The 16,756-nt window shown below is 61.2% G+C and carries 13 protein-coding genes; 3 read left to right on the forward strand and 10 right to left on the reverse strand.

Translation table 11 applies throughout. From position 1 onward, the window contains the following. Positions 1–15: 15 nt before the first annotated feature. Positions 16–1,359 carry a nucleotide sugar dehydrogenase gene (locus EN869_RS26610; RefSeq protein WP_127229937.1) on the reverse strand — a complete coding sequence of 448 codons (1,344 nt, stop codon included), beginning with the start codon at positions 1,357–1,359 and terminating at the stop codon, positions 16–18. A 114-nt stretch (positions 1,360–1,473) separates the two neighbouring features. Then, on the reverse strand, positions 1,474–2,634 hold the full coding sequence (locus tag EN869_RS26615; RefSeq protein WP_127229988.1) for a DUF3095 domain-containing protein: 1,161 nt from the start codon (positions 2,632–2,634) through the stop codon (positions 1,474–1,476). A gap of 93 nt (positions 2,635–2,727) precedes the next feature. Between EN869_RS26615 and EN869_RS26620 the strand changes: the two genes are divergently transcribed. Together EN869_RS26620 and EN869_RS26625 are read left to right on the forward strand one after the other, a co-directional pair. Then, complete coding sequence (locus tag EN869_RS26620; protein WP_127229936.1) at positions 2,728–3,816, forward strand: glycosyltransferase family 4 protein; 1,089 nt, start codon at positions 2,728–2,730, stop codon at positions 3,814–3,816. Next, positions 3,813–4,589 carry a polysaccharide deacetylase family protein gene (locus EN869_RS26625; RefSeq protein WP_127229935.1) on the forward strand — a complete coding sequence of 259 codons (777 nt, stop codon included), beginning with the start codon at positions 3,813–3,815 and terminating at the stop codon, positions 4,587–4,589. Before EN869_RS26620 ends, EN869_RS26625 begins: the two co-directional genes overlap by 4 nt. Before the next feature lie 51 nt (positions 4,590–4,640). Here the strand turns inward: EN869_RS26625 and EN869_RS26630 are convergent, their stop codons facing one another. The 3 genes from EN869_RS26630 to EN869_RS26640 all read right to left on the reverse strand — a co-directional run bounded on the left by EN869_RS26630 (position 4,641) and on the right by EN869_RS26640 (position 8,925). Further along, a complete protein-coding gene (locus EN869_RS26630; RefSeq protein WP_127229934.1) occupies positions 4,641–5,495 on the reverse strand; it encodes an MBL fold metallo-hydrolase in 855 nt (284 codons plus the stop codon). 75 nt (positions 5,496–5,570) lie between these two features. Then, the gene (locus EN869_RS26635) at positions 5,571–6,020 is read right to left on the reverse strand and encodes a cyclic nucleotide-binding domain-containing protein (protein ID WP_127229933.1); all 450 of its coding nucleotides are present in this window, start codon (positions 6,018–6,020) and stop codon (positions 5,571–5,573) included. A gap of 190 nt (positions 6,021–6,210) precedes the next feature. Next, positions 6,211–8,925 carry an ABC transporter ATP-binding protein gene (locus EN869_RS26640; RefSeq protein ID WP_127229932.1) on the reverse strand — a complete coding sequence of 905 codons (2,715 nt, stop codon included), beginning with the start codon at positions 8,923–8,925 and terminating at the stop codon, positions 6,211–6,213. 162 nt (positions 8,926–9,087) lie between these two features. Between EN869_RS26640 and EN869_RS26645 the strand changes: the two genes are divergently transcribed. Next, positions 9,088–9,759 carry a class I SAM-dependent methyltransferase gene (locus EN869_RS26645; RefSeq protein WP_127229987.1) on the forward strand — a complete coding sequence of 224 codons (672 nt, stop codon included), beginning with the start codon at positions 9,088–9,090 and terminating at the stop codon, positions 9,757–9,759. A gap of 120 nt (positions 9,760–9,879) precedes the next feature. Here the strand turns inward: EN869_RS26645 and EN869_RS26650 are convergent, their stop codons facing one another. From EN869_RS26650 to EN869_RS26670, 5 genes are all read right to left on the reverse strand, one after another. Beyond that, positions 9,880–11,055 carry a glycosyltransferase family protein gene (locus tag EN869_RS26650; RefSeq protein ID WP_127229931.1) on the reverse strand — a complete coding sequence of 392 codons (1,176 nt, stop codon included), beginning with the start codon at positions 11,053–11,055 and terminating at the stop codon, positions 9,880–9,882. Next, positions 11,052–12,296, reverse strand: a complete 1,245-nt coding sequence (locus EN869_RS26655; RefSeq protein WP_127229930.1) for a glycosyltransferase — start codon at positions 12,294–12,296, stop codon at positions 11,052–11,054. The genes EN869_RS26650 and EN869_RS26655 overlap by 4 nt, the downstream gene beginning before the upstream one ends. Before the next feature lies 1 nt (position 12,297). Continuing rightward, the gene (locus EN869_RS26660) at positions 12,298–13,512 is read right to left on the reverse strand and encodes a glycosyltransferase family protein (protein ID WP_127229929.1); all 1,215 of its coding nucleotides are present in this window, start codon (positions 13,510–13,512) and stop codon (positions 12,298–12,300) included. Positions 13,513–13,839: 327 nt separating this feature from the next. Further along, the gene (locus EN869_RS26665; RefSeq protein WP_127229928.1) at positions 13,840–14,799 is read right to left on the reverse strand and encodes a formylglycine-generating enzyme family protein; all 960 of its coding nucleotides are present in this window, start codon (positions 14,797–14,799) and stop codon (positions 13,840–13,842) included. Between the two features lie 38 nt (positions 14,800–14,837). Further along, entirely contained in the window at positions 14,838–16,343 is a 1,506-nt protein-coding gene (locus tag EN869_RS26670) for an arylsulfatase (protein ID WP_127229927.1), read from the reverse strand. Positions 16,344–16,756 lie beyond the last annotated feature (413 nt).

Below are 16,756 nucleotides of genomic sequence, written 5' to 3' on the forward strand. Positions count from 1 at the left end.
CCGGCTCCGATGCCGTCAGGCCTTCACCACCGTCTCTCGGTCCAGCCCGAGGCGGCCAAAAACATTGCGTGTGTCGACGATCAAAGGAGCGTGATCAGCGATCGTCTGATAGTCGATCGCGTCGTGGTCGGTTGCAACGACGACAGCATCGAAATCCTTCAGGGCCGCCTCGGTCAATTCGATCGAGCGGCGCCCCTTGATCGCCATGTGCTCCCGTGTGGTCGGTATCTCGGTAACATGCGGATCGTGGAATTCCGCCTTGCCGCCCCAATCCTCGATGAGTTCAATGAGCCGCAATGAGGGACTTTCGCGGATATCGGGTACATTCTTCTTATAGGCGAGCCCGACGATGAGAATGCGCGAGCGGCTGAGCGCCTTGCCGCAGCGCCGGTCCAGCGCCTTCGCCAGTTCATCGACCACATGACGCGGCATGGCCGTGTTGATCTCTGCCGCCAGCTCGATGAACCGGGTCGGCAGTTCGTATTCGCGCGCCTTCCACGTCAGGTAGAAGGGATCGATCGGAACGCAGTGCCCGCCAAGTCCGGGGCCGGGATAGAACGGCATGTAGCCGAAGGGCTTGCTCTTTGCCGCCTCGATCACCTCCCAGATGTCGATGCCCATCGCACCGAGCACGACCTTCAACTCGTTGACGAGAGCTATGTTGACCGAGCGGAAGATGTTTTCCGTCAGCTTGACCGCCTCGGCGGTCGCCGTGCTGGAAACCGGAACGACGGTCTTTACCACGCCATGGTAGAAAGCCTGCACGAGCGTCGCCGCTTCGATGCCGTCGCCTGCCACGACCTTAGGGATCGTCGCGACTTCAAAGCTGCGATTGCCGGGATCCTCGCGTTCGGGCGAGAAGCCGAGGAAGAAGTCTATCTTCGACCGCAAGCCGGTTTCTTCCAGTATGGGCTTGATCACGTCGTCAGTGGTGCCGGGATAGGTGGTCGATTCCAGCACGACGAGCTGGCCGGGACGCAGATGCTTCGCAATGGTGCCTGCCGTGTTCCTGACAAAGGAGAGATCCGGCTCACGGTTTTTCGTCAGCGGCGTCGGAACGCAGATGATGATGACCTCGCAGACGGCCAGTTCCGCAAAATCCGCAGTGGCGCGGAACCGTCCGCTCGCCACCTGGCCGGCAAGGGCTGTCGACGTCACCGCCTCGATGTAGGATTGGCCGTTGTTCAGGCTCTCGACCTTGTGGGCTTCGATGTCGAAGCCCGAAACCGAGAAGCCGGCGCGTGCGACCGCAACCGCCAGCGGCAATCCGACATAGCCCAGTCCAATCACGCCGACTTGCGCGGAGCGCGTCGAAATCCGGTTCAGAAGACGGTCATATATCGATCGTGAGGCGTCCAAAAATCTGCTTTCCCGTCAATTCGGACAGGCTGTCCGTTCCCGTGGCGAGGCTCACTTGGTCTCAAGGACCATGGCCGAGGCATATTGCGGAAGATCGGTTTCCGCAAGCCATCATCAAACCGGCACCTTCGCCTTCAGGCTTGCGGCAGCCATCGCATAGCCGCCGGCCCCGCCATCGATGAAATGAAGGTGATCGCGCTGCAGCGGTGAGGCGACGAGGCATGTCATCAAGGCCGATTTCTGGCGGTGCAGGCCATAGGTGCAGATGCCCGCCTCTTCCGCCTGTTTCAGCCGGTTCTCAATCCGTTGTAAGACGTCCGCGTCAACGTCGATGGTCATCTTCAAGCCGTCGTCGAACTTCCGGAAGTCCGAATTGCTGGCCACGTCGCGTTTGTAGACCTTCGGGTCGAAACTACCGATCGTCCAGCCATATCTATCGGTGACAGCCGTAAGCGTCATGAGGAACACCACCCACAGCTTCGTCAGCCACCGCCGTCCAGCCGGCGCCGTGGCCCGCGCCTCGATATCGAGCCCGGCGGGCAGCAAACTGTAGGCCGGCCCGTCCGCCGGTACGGGGTGGCCATCGCGCTCCTGCCTGCCGGCAAGGGCGATGATGTCGGAAACCAGCAACTGAAAGCCGCGCAAGTCGCGCGACGCTCCCGGTATGGCTATGATCGAGACGATTTCGCCATGCCGGGCTTCGATCGGGTTCCAGCGGCAGGAGAGGCCGGTCAGATCCGGCCTCGCGCCGGCCGGCGCGGGATCGATGCGGTAGCGCCCCGCTTTCATCTCGGCTTCCGCCCAACTGCCGCCACCGCCGGCGAACATGGCATAGAAGACCGCTTCGGAGGCCTGGAACCTCGCCACGCGAACGTCGAGTCCTTGCGCTCTTATATCACTTATAGGCACGATTGCGGCACGCAGGGCCAGGTCCAGTTCATCCGCCACCCATCTCTGGACAGCGGCAAGCGCGTTGCGGGTGATCTCCAACGCCGAGCCGGGAAACGCCACGAGCGCGCCGTCGCCGCCGAAGACAAAGGGAAAATCTTGCCGACCCAGCGCATTGAGCAGCGCCGAAATGACGCTGGCGCCGGCCATATTGACGGTTTTATAGCGCCCAGCCTCGATCGCCTTGGTCGAGCCGACGATGTCGGCGGTGGCCAGCGCCCAGTCATCGGGGAGAGGCCGATAGTTGTCGATATCGGCAACGCTTTCGAACTTTGCGAAGACCGGCAGGGAAGCGACAAACGGGTCGGACGCGGCAACTGTTTCCATGGGCATCAGATAGCACATTCCACTGCTTGAAGGGTGAAGTCGATCATGCTTCGAAATTGACTTGCGCCGGCTTTCCGATGATAGGGTCCGGCGATGCGAATTGCCTTCTACGCGCCGCTGAAGTCACCCAATGATCCCGTTGCCTCCGGCGACCGCCAGATGGCACGGGCGCTGATCAACGCGCTGGAGCATGGCGGACATAGCGTCGAACTGGCATCCGAATTGCGCTTCTATCTACGCGAACCGGAGCCGAAAAGTTTCGATGCGCTCAAGATCGAGGCCCGGGAGGAAGCCGCGCGGCTAACAAAGCTTTGGGATCGTGACGGCAAGCCCGATCTCTGGTTCACTTATCATCCCTATTACAAGGCGCCCGACCTGATCGCGCCCGAGCTGGTGGCGGCCTTTGCTGTCCCCTATGTGACAGCGGAAGCGTCCTATTCGAGGCGGCGCAACGCCGGTTTGTGGGCTGATACGCAAGCGTTGGTGGCGCGAGCCGTCGAACAGGCGGCGCTGAACATCTGCTTCACGCAAAGGGACCGCAAGGGACTTGCGGATGTGGTACCCGGCGCTGCTTTCGGCATGCTTTCGCCCTTCATCGACACATCGGCATTCCGTGAAACGCCGGCACGGGGTTGTCCGACGCATCTCGTTACCGTCGCCATGATGCGGCCCGGCGACAAACTCGAAAGCTATCGTATGCTGGCGCAAGCGCTCGGTTCGATCGGTCACCTCCCCTGGACCATGTCGGTCGTTGGGGACGGCCCTGCCCGTGACGAGGTCAAAGCGCAATTTGCCGGCTTGCCCGCCGACCGTATCGAATGGCTTGGCGCGATTGAGCCGGCCGCCGTGCCGGATGTCCTCTATAGTGGGGGAATTTACGTCTGGCCGGGTTTCGGCGAGGCCTATGGCCTTGCCTATCTTGAAGCACAGGCCGCCGGCCTTCCGGTGGTGGCTCAGGACATCGCCGGTGTGCCGGAGGTCGTGCGGGTTGGCCAAGCCGGGTTTCTCACCCCGCCGGGCGATGTGCCGGCGTTCGCTTCTGCCATTGCAAGGCTTCTGGCCCGTAACGACGAAAGGACCATCATGGCCGCAGAAGCCAGACGTTTCGTCCTCGAAGAACGCTCCCTCGGTGCTGCGGCAGCGCGTGTGGCAGAACTTCTCGCGAAGATCCCGGTTTCATGACAGCCGATCACACGTGGCAACCCTTGGTGGAAGAACTGGCGCGCTGGCAACGGGCGGACCGCAAGGCGGAGTTCTGGCTGCGCGACGATGACGCCGTGGATCCGACGCCTGCGCTTGACCGGCTGCTCGACCTCACCGGTCAATTTGCCATTCCGGTCACTCTGGCCGTCATTCCGGCCCTGACTGATGAGAAGCTTGTCGCCCGGCTTGACCAGGCGCCGCATGCCACAGTCGCCATTCATGGCTGGGCGCACCGAAATCATGCGCCGGAGGGCCAGAAAAAGCAGGAGCTCGGCCCGCATCGGCCACGCGAGGCGGTGCTCGATGATCTGGCTCGCGGGCTGTCACGCATAACCGGCCTGCACAGCGCACGTGCCGTTCCCTTGCTGGTGCCGCCCTGGAACAGGATCGACGCCGGCTTGGTGTTCGAGCTTGGATCGAGCGGATTTGCAGCGTTGTCGGTCTATGGGCCGCCGAGGCCGGCTTCGCTGGCGGTCATCAACAGCAATGTCGACATCATGGATTGGCATGGCACGCGCCGTTGCCGCGATCACGGCATATTGGTTCAGGCCATCATCGCGCAATTGCGGAACGCATTCGACGGCGGCGAGCCGGTCGGCCTGCTCACCCACCATCTCGTGCATGATGAATCGGCCTGGCTTTTCCTCGAACGGCTGTTCACGGTCACCGCACAGACTGAAGCCTGCACATGGCTTCCGATCAGGACATTGATCGGGCGCGGCGCCGCTAGAGCAATTCCAGGAAAAGTGTGAGCGGTTTTCCGTCCGGAATTGCGTCAAAACCAGAAGATAGAGGAAAATAGCTCAGCGCGCTTTGTGCGATAAGACTGGAAATTCAAGCGTCTGGCCATCCTGTGCGGCAAAAGCGCCGGCAAACCTTTCCTTGGCCAGTTTCTCGATCTCGTCCAATTCCTCGTCGGTGCGTGCCGGATCGTGGTGAATCAGCGCAAGCTCCCGCGCACCGGCCGCCTCGCAGAGCTTGACGCCCTGTTGCCATGTCGAGTGCCCGTTGCCGCGGTAGCGCTCCATTTCCTCCTCAGTGTAGGTGCAATCGTAAATGACGAGGTCGGCAGCTTGGATGAGGCCGAGCACCGCCTGATCGAGCTTGCCCGGCTCGTGTTCGGTGTCTGTGATCACCGCCACGACGCGGCCGCCCCATTCGACCCGATAGCCTATACAGCCACCGGGATGGGTAAGACTGCCGGTTCGGATCACCACCCCTTCGCGCGGCGCAAGCACGTCTCCTGATACGAAGTCGCGGTAGTCGAGGTTTGCCTTGCAGACGTCCAGTCTCACCGGAAACCAAGGCGGCCGCATGAACTCATCGACGATCTGCCGGGTGGTCATGCGTCCTGCGAGATGCCCGGACCAGAGCCTGACTTTGAAGCTCCGATCGTAGATCGGCTTAAAGGCCGGCAGTCCGATGATGTGGTCGTAATGGCAGTGGGTGAAAAACAGGTCGAAATCGGTTACGCCCGACGCCCGAAGCGCTCGGCCGGCAGGCCGCAGGCCAGAGCCCGCGTCGAACAGAAGCGTATGCTTACCGCATCGCATCTCAATGCAGATCGTGTTGCCGCCATAGCGGGAGAATTCTGGCCCCGATACCGAAATGCTGCCGCGCACCCCCCAAAACCTGACCAGGAAAACGTCGTCCTCCATGCTGCTCCTTCGCGGTCCAGTCGCCCATGCTAGCCGGAGCCATCACGACGGCGAGAATTAAGTGCGCGTCACTGGTTACTTGGCGCTCCGTGCGTCGATCAGATCCGCGGTCGTATGGCTTAGGCGATCGGCGAGGACCCGCACCATCTCGATGGTCATCTCCGGGAACTCCCTCATAAGCCTTAGGAAATGATCCTTGCGAATTCTCAAGGCTTCCACCGGACTTGCGGCTCTGACGGTGGCCGTGCGGGAGCTGTTGCACAATATGGCGATCTCGCCAACGATCGAATTTGGCAGCAGTTCGGCAACTTTTATCGGTCCGCTGTCGGAATCGACCAGAATATCCGCCTTGCCTGAAAGGATGACATAGGCGGCGTCTCCCTCATCGCCCTGCCGGAAAAGGATCTGGCCGGCGCTGTAGCTTACGCGATCGGATGTGAACGCAAGCAGCTTGAGCTTTGCCGACTCTATGCCGGAGAACAAGGGAACGCGTTGCAGCATTCCAACCTCATCCTTGAGCAGCATTGTCGCAAACCTCCCAAAATTCACGTCTGCCAGACTAGAACAACCGGCGCCCAGATGAAATCAATTCCGTTTCCGGGTGGCGATACGAACCACTTGAGGTGGCGAGCCCTACCAGCCGGAAAGCTCAATCCCCTTGACCTTGCAGCAAAGTTCCCACCGGCGGAATGATCCCATCTGAATGTCCAATGCTCTATGACACCAGTTCCTTGAAAATACCGCCCCCCGCCAAAAGCGTCTCGTGTGTTCCGTCTTCCACCAAACGACCCGAGTCCAAGACGACAACGCGATCGAACATCATCGCCATTGCCGGATTCGTCACGACCCACACAATTGCCGGCGAACGGCCGTCGCGTCTGGCTTCCTCGAGCACATTTTGCAGCACCTTCTCCTGTACGCGCTGGTCGAGCGCCGACAGCGGCCGGTTGAGAATGAGAAAATCGGGCCGCTTGAGCAGGGCTCGGGCAACATCGAGCTTCTGTCGTTGTCCACTGGTCAGCCGCCTCCCGCCGGCGCCGACGTTGAAGTCCAAACCGACATCCAGCAGTTCGCCATAAAGCCCCAGTTCATCAAGAATGTCGTAGACGATGGAGCGTATGCGGTCCGGCGCGTCGGGATGGTTGCTGCCCAGACGCCCGAACAGGACATTGTCCATGACTGTAGCCGCGGCAATGTATTTGGCAGGATCGTAGCGTTCGACCGCATTTTGCAGCTCGGGCGGCAAGTCTTCATAGAACCGGTTGCGTGCGGCAACGATCTTGTTCATCAATTCGTCGCCCAGCAGGCCGAAGCGATGCCGGGGCTCGATATAGGCAAAGCTCAGGGTGACGATCATGGCGCGGTCGTTCTCCGAGACCGTCTCGTAGGGACGGTTCTTGAGCCGCTGCAGCAAGGTTTCGTAGGCTGGTATCTCCTCGGCGCTCATGAAGGCGAGTTGCTGGAAGAACTGGTGATCGGGCGGCAGGTCGGCAAACAGCTCGATCGCCTGTTCGGCGATCTCCAAGCCCATTTCGTAGAGCGTGCGATCGAGGCCGGCTTGCCTCAGCACGGAAGCAAAATAGGGATTTGCCGCCAGAGCCCTGTCGGCCAGCTCCGGGCCGGCGGCAGCGCCGAAGAGCAGGTTCTGGCCGATCGTTGCTTCCTTATTGTAGGCGCCCGGTTCGAAAGGAACCACCAGTCCACTCAATCCTTCGTGTTCCAGCCGGGTTCGCAGCGCCGCACGCAGTTCAACGATCCGCCCGGCAAGCTCCGTGTGACGCGTGAGGTCGGCCGAAGAACGCAAGCCTAGATCCAGAATGTCGCGCGAAAGAAGAACCGCGTCGAGCACCTGGCGCACGGCTTCAAAGAGGTCATGCGGGCCGGTAGCGCCGACGGAAGCATAGTCGATCCAGTCGGCGTGGATATCAAGGTCCGGGTTGCCCGACCGGCGCGCCTCGTGGATGTCCCAGCGGTGCTGGTCCGCCGCGGCACCGTCATAAGTCACCGATGTCAGCGGCGCATGCTTCAACCCGTAGAGCAGATTGTCGCGGAGGCTTGCCTGGAACAGGAAAACATCCGACGAGGCGTAGGACATGCGCCGGCCGGTCACTGCTTCGGGGAGTTCAAGCAGGTCGTCGGCGCCCGAGGCGACCCTTCCGCTTTCGGGCCAGTTCAGCCGCGCGAAGGCCTCTGCAAGCGCCTCCGCTCCACCTGTTGAGGTGCTGACCAGCGCCACCGTCTCCCCGGGTTTGACCTGGAGGGAGATACGGTCGAGGAGCATTGCGCCGCCATCGTCTGCCATGGACAGACCGATCGCCGACAGGGGGTTGGTCATCGGACCGGGATTGTCGATCGTCAATGCCCCGATTCGCGGCGCAATGAGACCGTCGACGGTGAATTGTTCAACGACCTGCTGGTATTTGACCTGGACATCCTGCCGGTCCTGATCCCAGTCGATCAGTTCCTTCATCGGTCCGGGCAGATCCTTGTAGGCGCCGATCACGGCCACGAGCTGGCCGACGTCCAGCCGCCCCTGGATGACCAGATATCCGCCGACCATGTAGAACAGAAACGGCGTGATCTGCGCGAGAAAATTGTTGAGGAATTTCACCATGAATTTCCATTGGTAAAGATCGAAGCGGATCTTGAAGATGAGCCCGAGCCGGGCAGCTATGTCGGCGCGCTCGTAGTTTGATGTATCGTGGACGTGAACCGCGCCGATGCCGTCGACGATTTCGCCGACGCGGCCCGAAAGCGCGCGCGCCGTCAACTGCCGTTTGCGCCCGAGCACGATCAGCCGCCGCCGCATCCGCGGGATGAGCACGATCTGGACCAACACGATTACGGCCGCGATCATTCCGAGCCAGAAGTTCTGGACCACGATGAACAGCATGGCCGTCACTGCCTGACCGCCGAGCAGCACCGGCTGCAGGAAAGCATCGCCGATGAAACCGCCCAGCGGCTCCACCTCGTCCTTCACCATGGTTGCCACCTCGGCGGATTTCACGCGCTTGAAATAACGCGGCGGAAACCGCAGCACACGATCGACCAGATCGAAGCGGATACGCCGCAGCATGCGTTCGCCGAGGCGGCCCTTGTAGGTGTTGATGTAGAATTTGAACAGACCGTTGATGATGACCAGCAGGAGGAACACAAGGCTCAGGGCAAACAGCGTCGTCGTGCGGTCGAGCTGAAAGCCAGGAAAGAACTGGACCTCTCCGATGAACGGCAGGTTATAGTGCAGCCTCATGAATGGGTGGGTCGCGCCCGGTTGCTCGAACCCCTTGCCTTGGATCGGGCCGTTGACGATCAGCTTCGGCAGGTCAAAGGACATGAAATACGGGATCATCGAAAGCAAGACGATAACCAATATCCAGAGCTGCTGCTTCTTGGTGTGCGTCCAGATATAGCGAGCTAGGCTGGGTTCCATATGCGACTGTGGACCTTCAGTTTAGGGAACAAAGTAGAAGCATCAGCTGGTGAACGGCGCATCGGCAATCATAGCCGGCGACACGTTCGAAGCCTGCGAAGCGGCTTGGCGGGGCAAGATTGCGTTGTGTCCCCCGAAATCCCGAAATACAAGACGAATATGATGGATGTCACGCAACCACGCAATGCCGGCATGGACGGGCACGAGCAAGCCCTGGACCTCACGCGGGGAATTGCTGCCTATGTCGACCACCCTCTCGTGGCAGGGCTGGCGCGCGTCATCGCCAAGCATCCGCAGGCCGATATCGCCAACGCGTTCAACCACAAGCAGGTCGCCTGCAAGATGTGGGCGCTTGACAGGCTGTTCGAAAGCTGCGGCGGCCGGTTCGGGCGCATATGGGTTTTGGGTGGATGGTACGGCATATTGCCCGCAATGCTTTTCAACGACGCCCGCTTCGACATCGCGACGGTTGACAGCATCGACATCGATCCCGAAGTCGCGCCGGTTGCCCGGACCCTCAACCGGCAAGCCGGCGACCGGTTCCAGGCGCTGACGGCCGATATGTACGCACTCGACTATGCGGCCGGGCGGCCCGACCTGGTGATCAATACGAGCTGCGAACACATAGCCGATCTGCGCGCCTGGCTTGCCCTGCTCCCGCGGGGCACGAATGTACTGCTGCAATCGAATGACTATTTCAGCGAGCCGACGCACATCAACTGCGTGGCTTCACTAGCAGCCTTCGAAGCAATGGCGGCGCTACGCGAGGTGCGGTTCTCGGGTGAACTGCCGACAAAAAATTACACGCGCTTCATGCTGATTGGGACTGTTTAGCCATTTCGCCAAAACCGCGTAGCGGTTTTAGGACAACGACATGCATCAAAACAAAGACTTAAAGCGCGTCGACTGAATCCGTTTCAGCGCGACGCGCTTTAGGCCCCGCCGTCTGTTTGATCATGCCCCTCTTCCGAGACCGGGCCTCATTTTTAGGGACCATGTTCGAAGCCGCTCGCGCAGGATTTGCGCCGAGTGACGCGCCCCTTCCAGATCGAGACGATGCGCGGACGGCGCCGGTCCCGAAAGCGCCCGTGCGATCGCTTGCGCCAAGCGTTCAGGCGTCAGGTCCTTTTCCATCAGCACCGTTGCAAGACCGAGTTCTTCGAGCATCAGGGCGCGAACCGTTTGTTCGGTTTCCCCGCCGGCTGCAAATGGAACAAGCAGGGAGCGACAACCCGCGCGCAGGACATCGCAGACCGTGTTGTAACCCGCCTGCGAGACCGACAGCCGGGCGCCGGTCAGCAAGCTGGCGAAATCCTCGCGGAAGCGGAAGACGGACAGGCCCGGCCTGGCATCGCGTGCGATCGCGTCAAACTCGTCTTTCGGCAGGTTTGGGCCGGTGATCAAACACCATTTCCAGCCATTGTTGGCATTCCGCGCCGCTGCGATGGTGGAACTGACAAGGCTCCTTCCGGCAGCCCCGCCGCCAACCGACACCAGAACGTCGAAGCGCTCGCTGGCCGCGGGCGGTGGCGGCGCGGCAACGAGCCCTGTGTAGCTGACCTCGGCCCTGATCGCCCCAGCCAGTGGAAAAGTCTTGTCGATGGTTGCGAAAGCCGGATCGCCGTGGACCATCACAAGGTCGAAATGCCTGTTGATGAGATCGACCGTTTCCTCATTTCGGCCCGGCTTGACGCGCTCCTGAAGGATATCGCGGACGGACGTCGCCAGCAGCGGTTTGGGCGAGGTCGCGTTGATGGCCTCGATCAGCGGCAAAAGTTCGAAACGCATCTGCCGGCGCCCAAATGGAAACGCCTCGATAATGACGATATCAGGCCTGCAATCCCGGTATGCCTGCAGCAGCGTCTCTGAACGCCGTTTCTTGAAATCATCGTCGATGGGCTTGCCCTGCAGGTCGACAAGTCCGGAAAATCCTTCGTCACCTGAGGTGACAGGTGGCAGGGGCACAGATTTCACCCCCAATCCCGGAAACCCCGCGATCGGCGCGCCGCCGGTCACGACGGTTACGTCAAACCCGTCATCGACCAGAGCCGCTGCGATACGGCTGGCGCGCGCAAGATGGCCAATGCCGAGCAGGTGCTGGACATACAAGAAGACTCTCAGCCGCTTCATTCGGCAGCCTGCCACTCCTGTTGGAACAGTTGCTTGAGCTGTCCAATGCTTGCCATATGATCGAAATTGCTTCGCACGCGCCGTTCCGCGGCGTCGCCGAGGCGAGCGCGCAGCACGGGATCACGGATCAGGCGCTCCAGCGCCTGTGCCAGGGCAATCGGGTTTTCCGTCGGAACCAGCAGCCCGGTTTCATCCGGCGATAAAAGCTCCGGCACGCCAGAAATATCGGTCGACACGCAGGCAAGCCGCTGGCTGGCCGCCTCCACCAGGACATTCGGCAGACCGTCCCGGTCGCCATTTGCGGTGATCCTGCAGGCCAGGGCGAATATGTCGGCGCTCCGGTAGTGCTCAAGCACCTCTTTCTGCGCAAGCGCGCCTTTCCAGGAGACGCGGCCATCCAGGCCGAGCTTTCGCGCCAGTGCCTTGAGCCGCTCCAGTTCCTCGCCGCCGCCGATATGCTCGAAACGCCACGCCAAATCGCCAGGCAAGAGGGCAAGGGCCTCCAGCAAGGTATCGTAACCCTTCTTTTCAACGGCGCGCCCGACACTCAGAACGACAACCGGTTCGTCCGGCGCCGAGCCGTTATGCTGCTTTCGCGTCTCGCCGAAACTGCCAAAGCGATCAAGATCGAGCCCATGATAGCTCAGATGCACGGACGACTTGCCGTTGGCGAGTTCTTTCAGACGGTCGAAGCCGGTTTTCGTGCAAGTTACCGTCCAACGCGCCGAGGAAAGCTTGCCGGCCAGATCCCAGTCTGCCGAAGTCCAGATGTCCTTGGCATGGGCCGAGCAACTCCAAGGCAGGCTACGAAGCAGGCTGGCATAGCGCGTCACCGATGCCGGCGTGTGCGCGAAATGTGCATGCAACCATCCCGCGTCCTCCGGCCATTCGGCCGCCAGCACCAGTGCCTGCCCGAAGCGGCGCACGCGATTGCGCGTAAAGTCGCGGGGGATATCGGTGGCCAGCGATCCGAGCGCGCGCCAGAAGCCCGGACGCGGCAGACAAGCAAACAGTGAGCGAACCACGCGCAGCGGCTCTTCATGCAAATATTCCGGCAGATAATGGACGGGCGCTTTGATCTCGTCATGCACGGGGTGGCGTTTTGCGTCGGTCGGCCGCCTGAGCGCGACGAGTACCAGGTCGAACCCCGCACGCTCCAGACCAAGCAGTTCCTGCGCGATGAAGGTTTCCGACAGCCGCGGATAGCCCTTCAGAACCACGACGATCTTGCGACGTTGCAACTCAGTTCAGTCCTTCGATGACCGAAAGGTGATGGCCAGCCCGCCGGTCGAGCAGTTCCGCGACGATTTCGGAAATATGGGGCAGTCCTTCCAGCCTCAGATGCGCATTGCTCTGGGATGGGCGGGGCCGGTCCGGCAGCGCCACCAGTGCATCGGCAAACCGCTGGGAATCCTTGGCTTCGTCCGGCAAAAGCATCTCGATGAGGCCGAGTTCGGCTGCGCGCCGAGCGCGGATCAGTTGTTCCTCCCGAGGCTCGGTGCGCGGCACGATCAGCGCCGGCTTGTCGAAAGACAGTATCTCGCAATAGGTGTTGTAACCGCCCATCGCCACTACCGCCTTGGCCCCGGCAATCAGGTCTTCCATGCGGTTGTCGAACTCGATGATCTTGATGTAGGGGATCTTGGCCCCCTTCTTGAGCAGCTTGTTGCGCTTGCGCGCCGGCATGTAGGGCCCAAGCACGATCAGGGCCCTATGCTGCAATTGCGGGTTCTGCTGATAGGCATCGATGACGTCGTGGATCAGTTCCGCGCCGTCACCGCCGCCCCCGGTGGTAACAAGGATATACTCGCCCTCGGGCCGGTGGCCGGGCAACTCGATCCGCTGCAGGCGCCGTTGCAGGAAACCGACGAACCTCATCTTTGCCCTGACAGCCGGCGGCACATCCAAGCCGGTCAACGGATCGTAGAAATCCGGCGGGCCATAGGCCCAGACCTTGTCGTAGAACAGGCCTATCTTGCGCATCACATCCCTGCGTGCCCACTCTGCTTCGAGCAGATGCGGCGCATCCATCACCTCGCGCAGGCCAAGCACGAGCGTGGTACCCCGCGTCTTGAGGTAGGACAGCGTGTCCTCGATCTCACCGCGCAGGCCGAGCGGTTCCTTGTCGACGATGAAGATATCCGGCCGGAAGGTCTCGGCGGTGTGGCGGATGATGGACTGCCGCATCCTGAGGGTCTCATGCAGATCGATATCCTTTTCCAGCGAGGTGTACTCGCCGTTGCGCAACTTGATGACGCTGGGGATCTTCACGAAGTCGACACGGGCGCGATAGTCGAAGGCGCCGGCGATAGGCGCGCCTGAAATGATCAGCACCTGAAGTCCGCGGAAATCCTCGACCAGCGAATGCGCGATCGTCCTGCAGCGCTGCAGGTGGCCGAGCCCGAACGTGTCGTGGCTGTACATGAGAATTCGAGCGTCTTGTGCGTGCTGGGTCATTGTTGAACGTCTTTTCGAATTCTCACCTTGAGGAGCCTGGGCGGTTGGGCAAGCCATCCTGAGGCCTAACCGACCTGTTGTGAAACATGAGGGCGCAATTTTCAATTCGTATTACCAAGAGGCCGCAGATCGCCCCTCTCCGTCCGCGAATTCATCGTCTCCCATGCAACCGGCGCGATGCGAAAGGCCAGACAGCGCTGTTCACTCTGGTTCCGCATTTCGTGGTGTAGGGGACGGCAACAAGAATCCGATGCCCTTCATGAAGCTACATTCGCACGAAGCGCTAGGTCCTGTCTTCCCCGACCTGAACATCTCAGCGCGTGCTCGTCACGACGAACGCGCGATGCACCGAAACCCAAGGTGGCAGGTGGAGGTATCCACGGGCTGCGCCATGCGAGCAGCCGGGCGGTAACGGCGGCAGTAGCTGGGGGCGCACAGGAAGGACCCGCCTTTGGTGACCTTGCGCGGAATCCGAATGTCGGGCTTCAGCGGATCGTAGCTCGCGTCCCGCTCCCCGCCGCGCGGATTGTCCATCGTGCAACAGGGGCTCTCGATCCGGCGGTGCTCCTGATACCAGTCGGCAGTCCACTGCCAGACATTGCCGGCCATGTCACAAAGTCCATAGCCGTTTGCCGGGAACGAGCCGACCGGCGCGGTCCATTCGTAGCCGTCCTCACAGTCGTTGCGATAGGGAAACTCGCCCTGATAGGTGTTGGCCATATGCTGGCCGCCTGGGGTCAGTTCGTCGCCCCATACGAAGTCGGCGCCGTCCAGCCCGCCGCGCGCGGCGAACTCCCACTCGGCCTCGGTCGGCAGCGCCTTCCCTGCCCAGCTCGCATAAGCTTCCGCGTCCTCGCAGGCGATGTGCACGACAGGATGGCTTTCGAGCCCCTTGAGACCGCTCGCAGGGCCCCGCGGATGCCGCCAGTTGGCGCCACGCACGTAGGCCCACCAGTTGTAATGATTGTTGCGATCAATGCCGCGCGGAGGTCTGACGAACAGGGCCGAGGCCGGCGCCAAGGCCTCGGCGCTGGCTCCGGGATAGTCCGCGGCATTTGCCGGACGCTCGGCCAGCGTGACGTAACCGCTGGCCTCGACGAAGCGTCTGAACTCGGCATTCGTGACGGTCGTGCGATCCATCCAGAAGCCGCCGACGACGACGCGATGCGCCGGCGCCTCTTCCGGATAGTGGCTGTCCGAGCCCATGAGGAATTCGCCGCCGGGGATCCAAAGCATATCGCCGTTTGACGAAATCGCCGGCCTTGCGGCAAGTCGAGCCTCATTCATCGGCTGGTCTCGTCTGAACGGCAGAACGCATCCGCCTTTCAATCTCCCGCGGCGAACATGTCTTCCGGGCTTGGTGTCACCAGCGGCGTGAAATAGGTCAGCCGCACAGCCTCCATCAGCAGCAGCGGCGGTTTCATCTGGGACGCGAGCTCGGTAATCCTTGCCTGCAACGCCTTGACTTTGTCTGGGTTCTTATCGGCCAGATTGGTGGCTTCCGATTTGTCCTGCGCCAAATTGAAAAGCTCAATCTTTTGCGGCAGCGACGCCCCCCACACCAGTTTCCAGTCGCCCTCGCGCACCGCGCCGGTCATCGGATCGACATTGTAGACGATCTCCGTGCGCGGCGAAGGCTTTCCCTCGCTGATGGACGGCCACATATCCATGCCGTCCAGAGGTTTGTCCTTGCCGGGCTTGGCACCAGCCAGCCCGGCCAATGTGGGCAACATGTCAACGACGTGCATGAGGCCATTGAAGACGCCAGGTTTGATCTTGCCGGGCCAGTTCATGAATGCGACCGAGCGGGTGCCGCCCTCATAGAGGGTGCCTTTGCCGTCGCGATAGGGGCCATTATCCGCCGGCAGCTTACCGCTCACCTTCGAGTCGCCCGTGAACATCGAGTTGACGACGCCGCCATTGTCGCTCATGAAAACGATCAGGGTATTGTCCCGAATTCCCTTCTCCTCGAGGGCGGCGACGACATTTCCGATCTCGTCATCGATCACCGAGATCATGGCGGCATAGGCTCTCCGGTTCTCATCGGCGATGTTCTTATACCGGTCGAGATACTCCTTCGGCGCCTGGAACGGCGTGTGGGGCGCGGTGAAGGCGAGGTAGAGAAAGAGTGGCTTCTTCTGATCGTGAGCCTTGATGACTCGGACGGCCTCCTGACCGAACAGGGTGTTGTCGAAGCCCGGCTCCTTGATCGGCTTGTTGTTCCTGTACCAGTCCGCGATACCGTGCGAAGCATGTTTGAAATGGTCGATCTCGCCGACCGTTGCCCCGTAGAATGAATCAAATCCACGTTGTTTCGGCCAGTAATCCGTCTTGGCGTGACCGAGATGCCATTTACCGCTCATCGCCGTCTGATAGCCAGCTTCTCTGAGGATTTGCGGAAGAAGGGTCTCGTCGAGGGGAAGACCATAGGTCCCCGCGGCGGGGACGACGCCAACCTGCATGCCATATCGTAGCGGATAGCGGCCGGTCATAAGGGCGCAACGCGTCGGTGTGCACATCGGCTGCACGTAATATTCTTCGAGCTTCGCCCCGTCCGAGGCAAGCTTGTCGATGTTAGGCGTCTTGATGTCTGATCCGTGATAGCCGACGTCTTTCCAACCCTGATCGTCCGCAACGATGAAGACGATGTTCGGCTGCGATGGCCCTGCCGCCTCAGCCTGGACGCCGGCGAGCCCGGCGAGTGCGCCTGAAAGGCCGACGGGTACGGCCAATCGCGAAACGGCGGCAGCCGTCCCGGCCATCAATGCGTCCCGCCGCGTAATTTTGCTGGTTATGCCGGCTTCAGCCGGGAAGTCACGATCGTTGCTCATGTTACGCCCCTGGTCTGCTAATTCGTGCCGCTCCACTCAAAGCCAATTCGCGTCTGATCGCAGATCTCCCGCCAGGCAGTCGCCAGCTACACAACAGATGATTGCTTCAGGAGCACCCGGTGCCCTCTGTGCACGTCTCTGGAGTTGGTTCAGCCTGCGCATAATCCCCACTCGCCGTTCGTCGGCGATATTCCTGCGCTGTTTGATTTCGCGCTATTCGGGTTCCAGGTTATTCCTAGTACAACCGTGCCGCTATCCACTTTGCGCAAAGTTTTGATATCTGGGCCGGCATTGCTGGCCATGGGGAGCGCCGCCCAGCGGGATGGACCTGCCGGGCGGTTTCAACGTTCCGGGTGCGGCCAAAAAGGTATTTCACGCCGCAAATCCTCATTCTCAGCAGTCGCAAGCGCCGC

Source organism: Mesorhizobium sp. M2D.F.Ca.ET.226.01.1.1 (assembly GCF_004022705.2).
GTDB lineage: Bacteria > Pseudomonadota > Alphaproteobacteria > Rhizobiales > Rhizobiaceae > Mesorhizobium.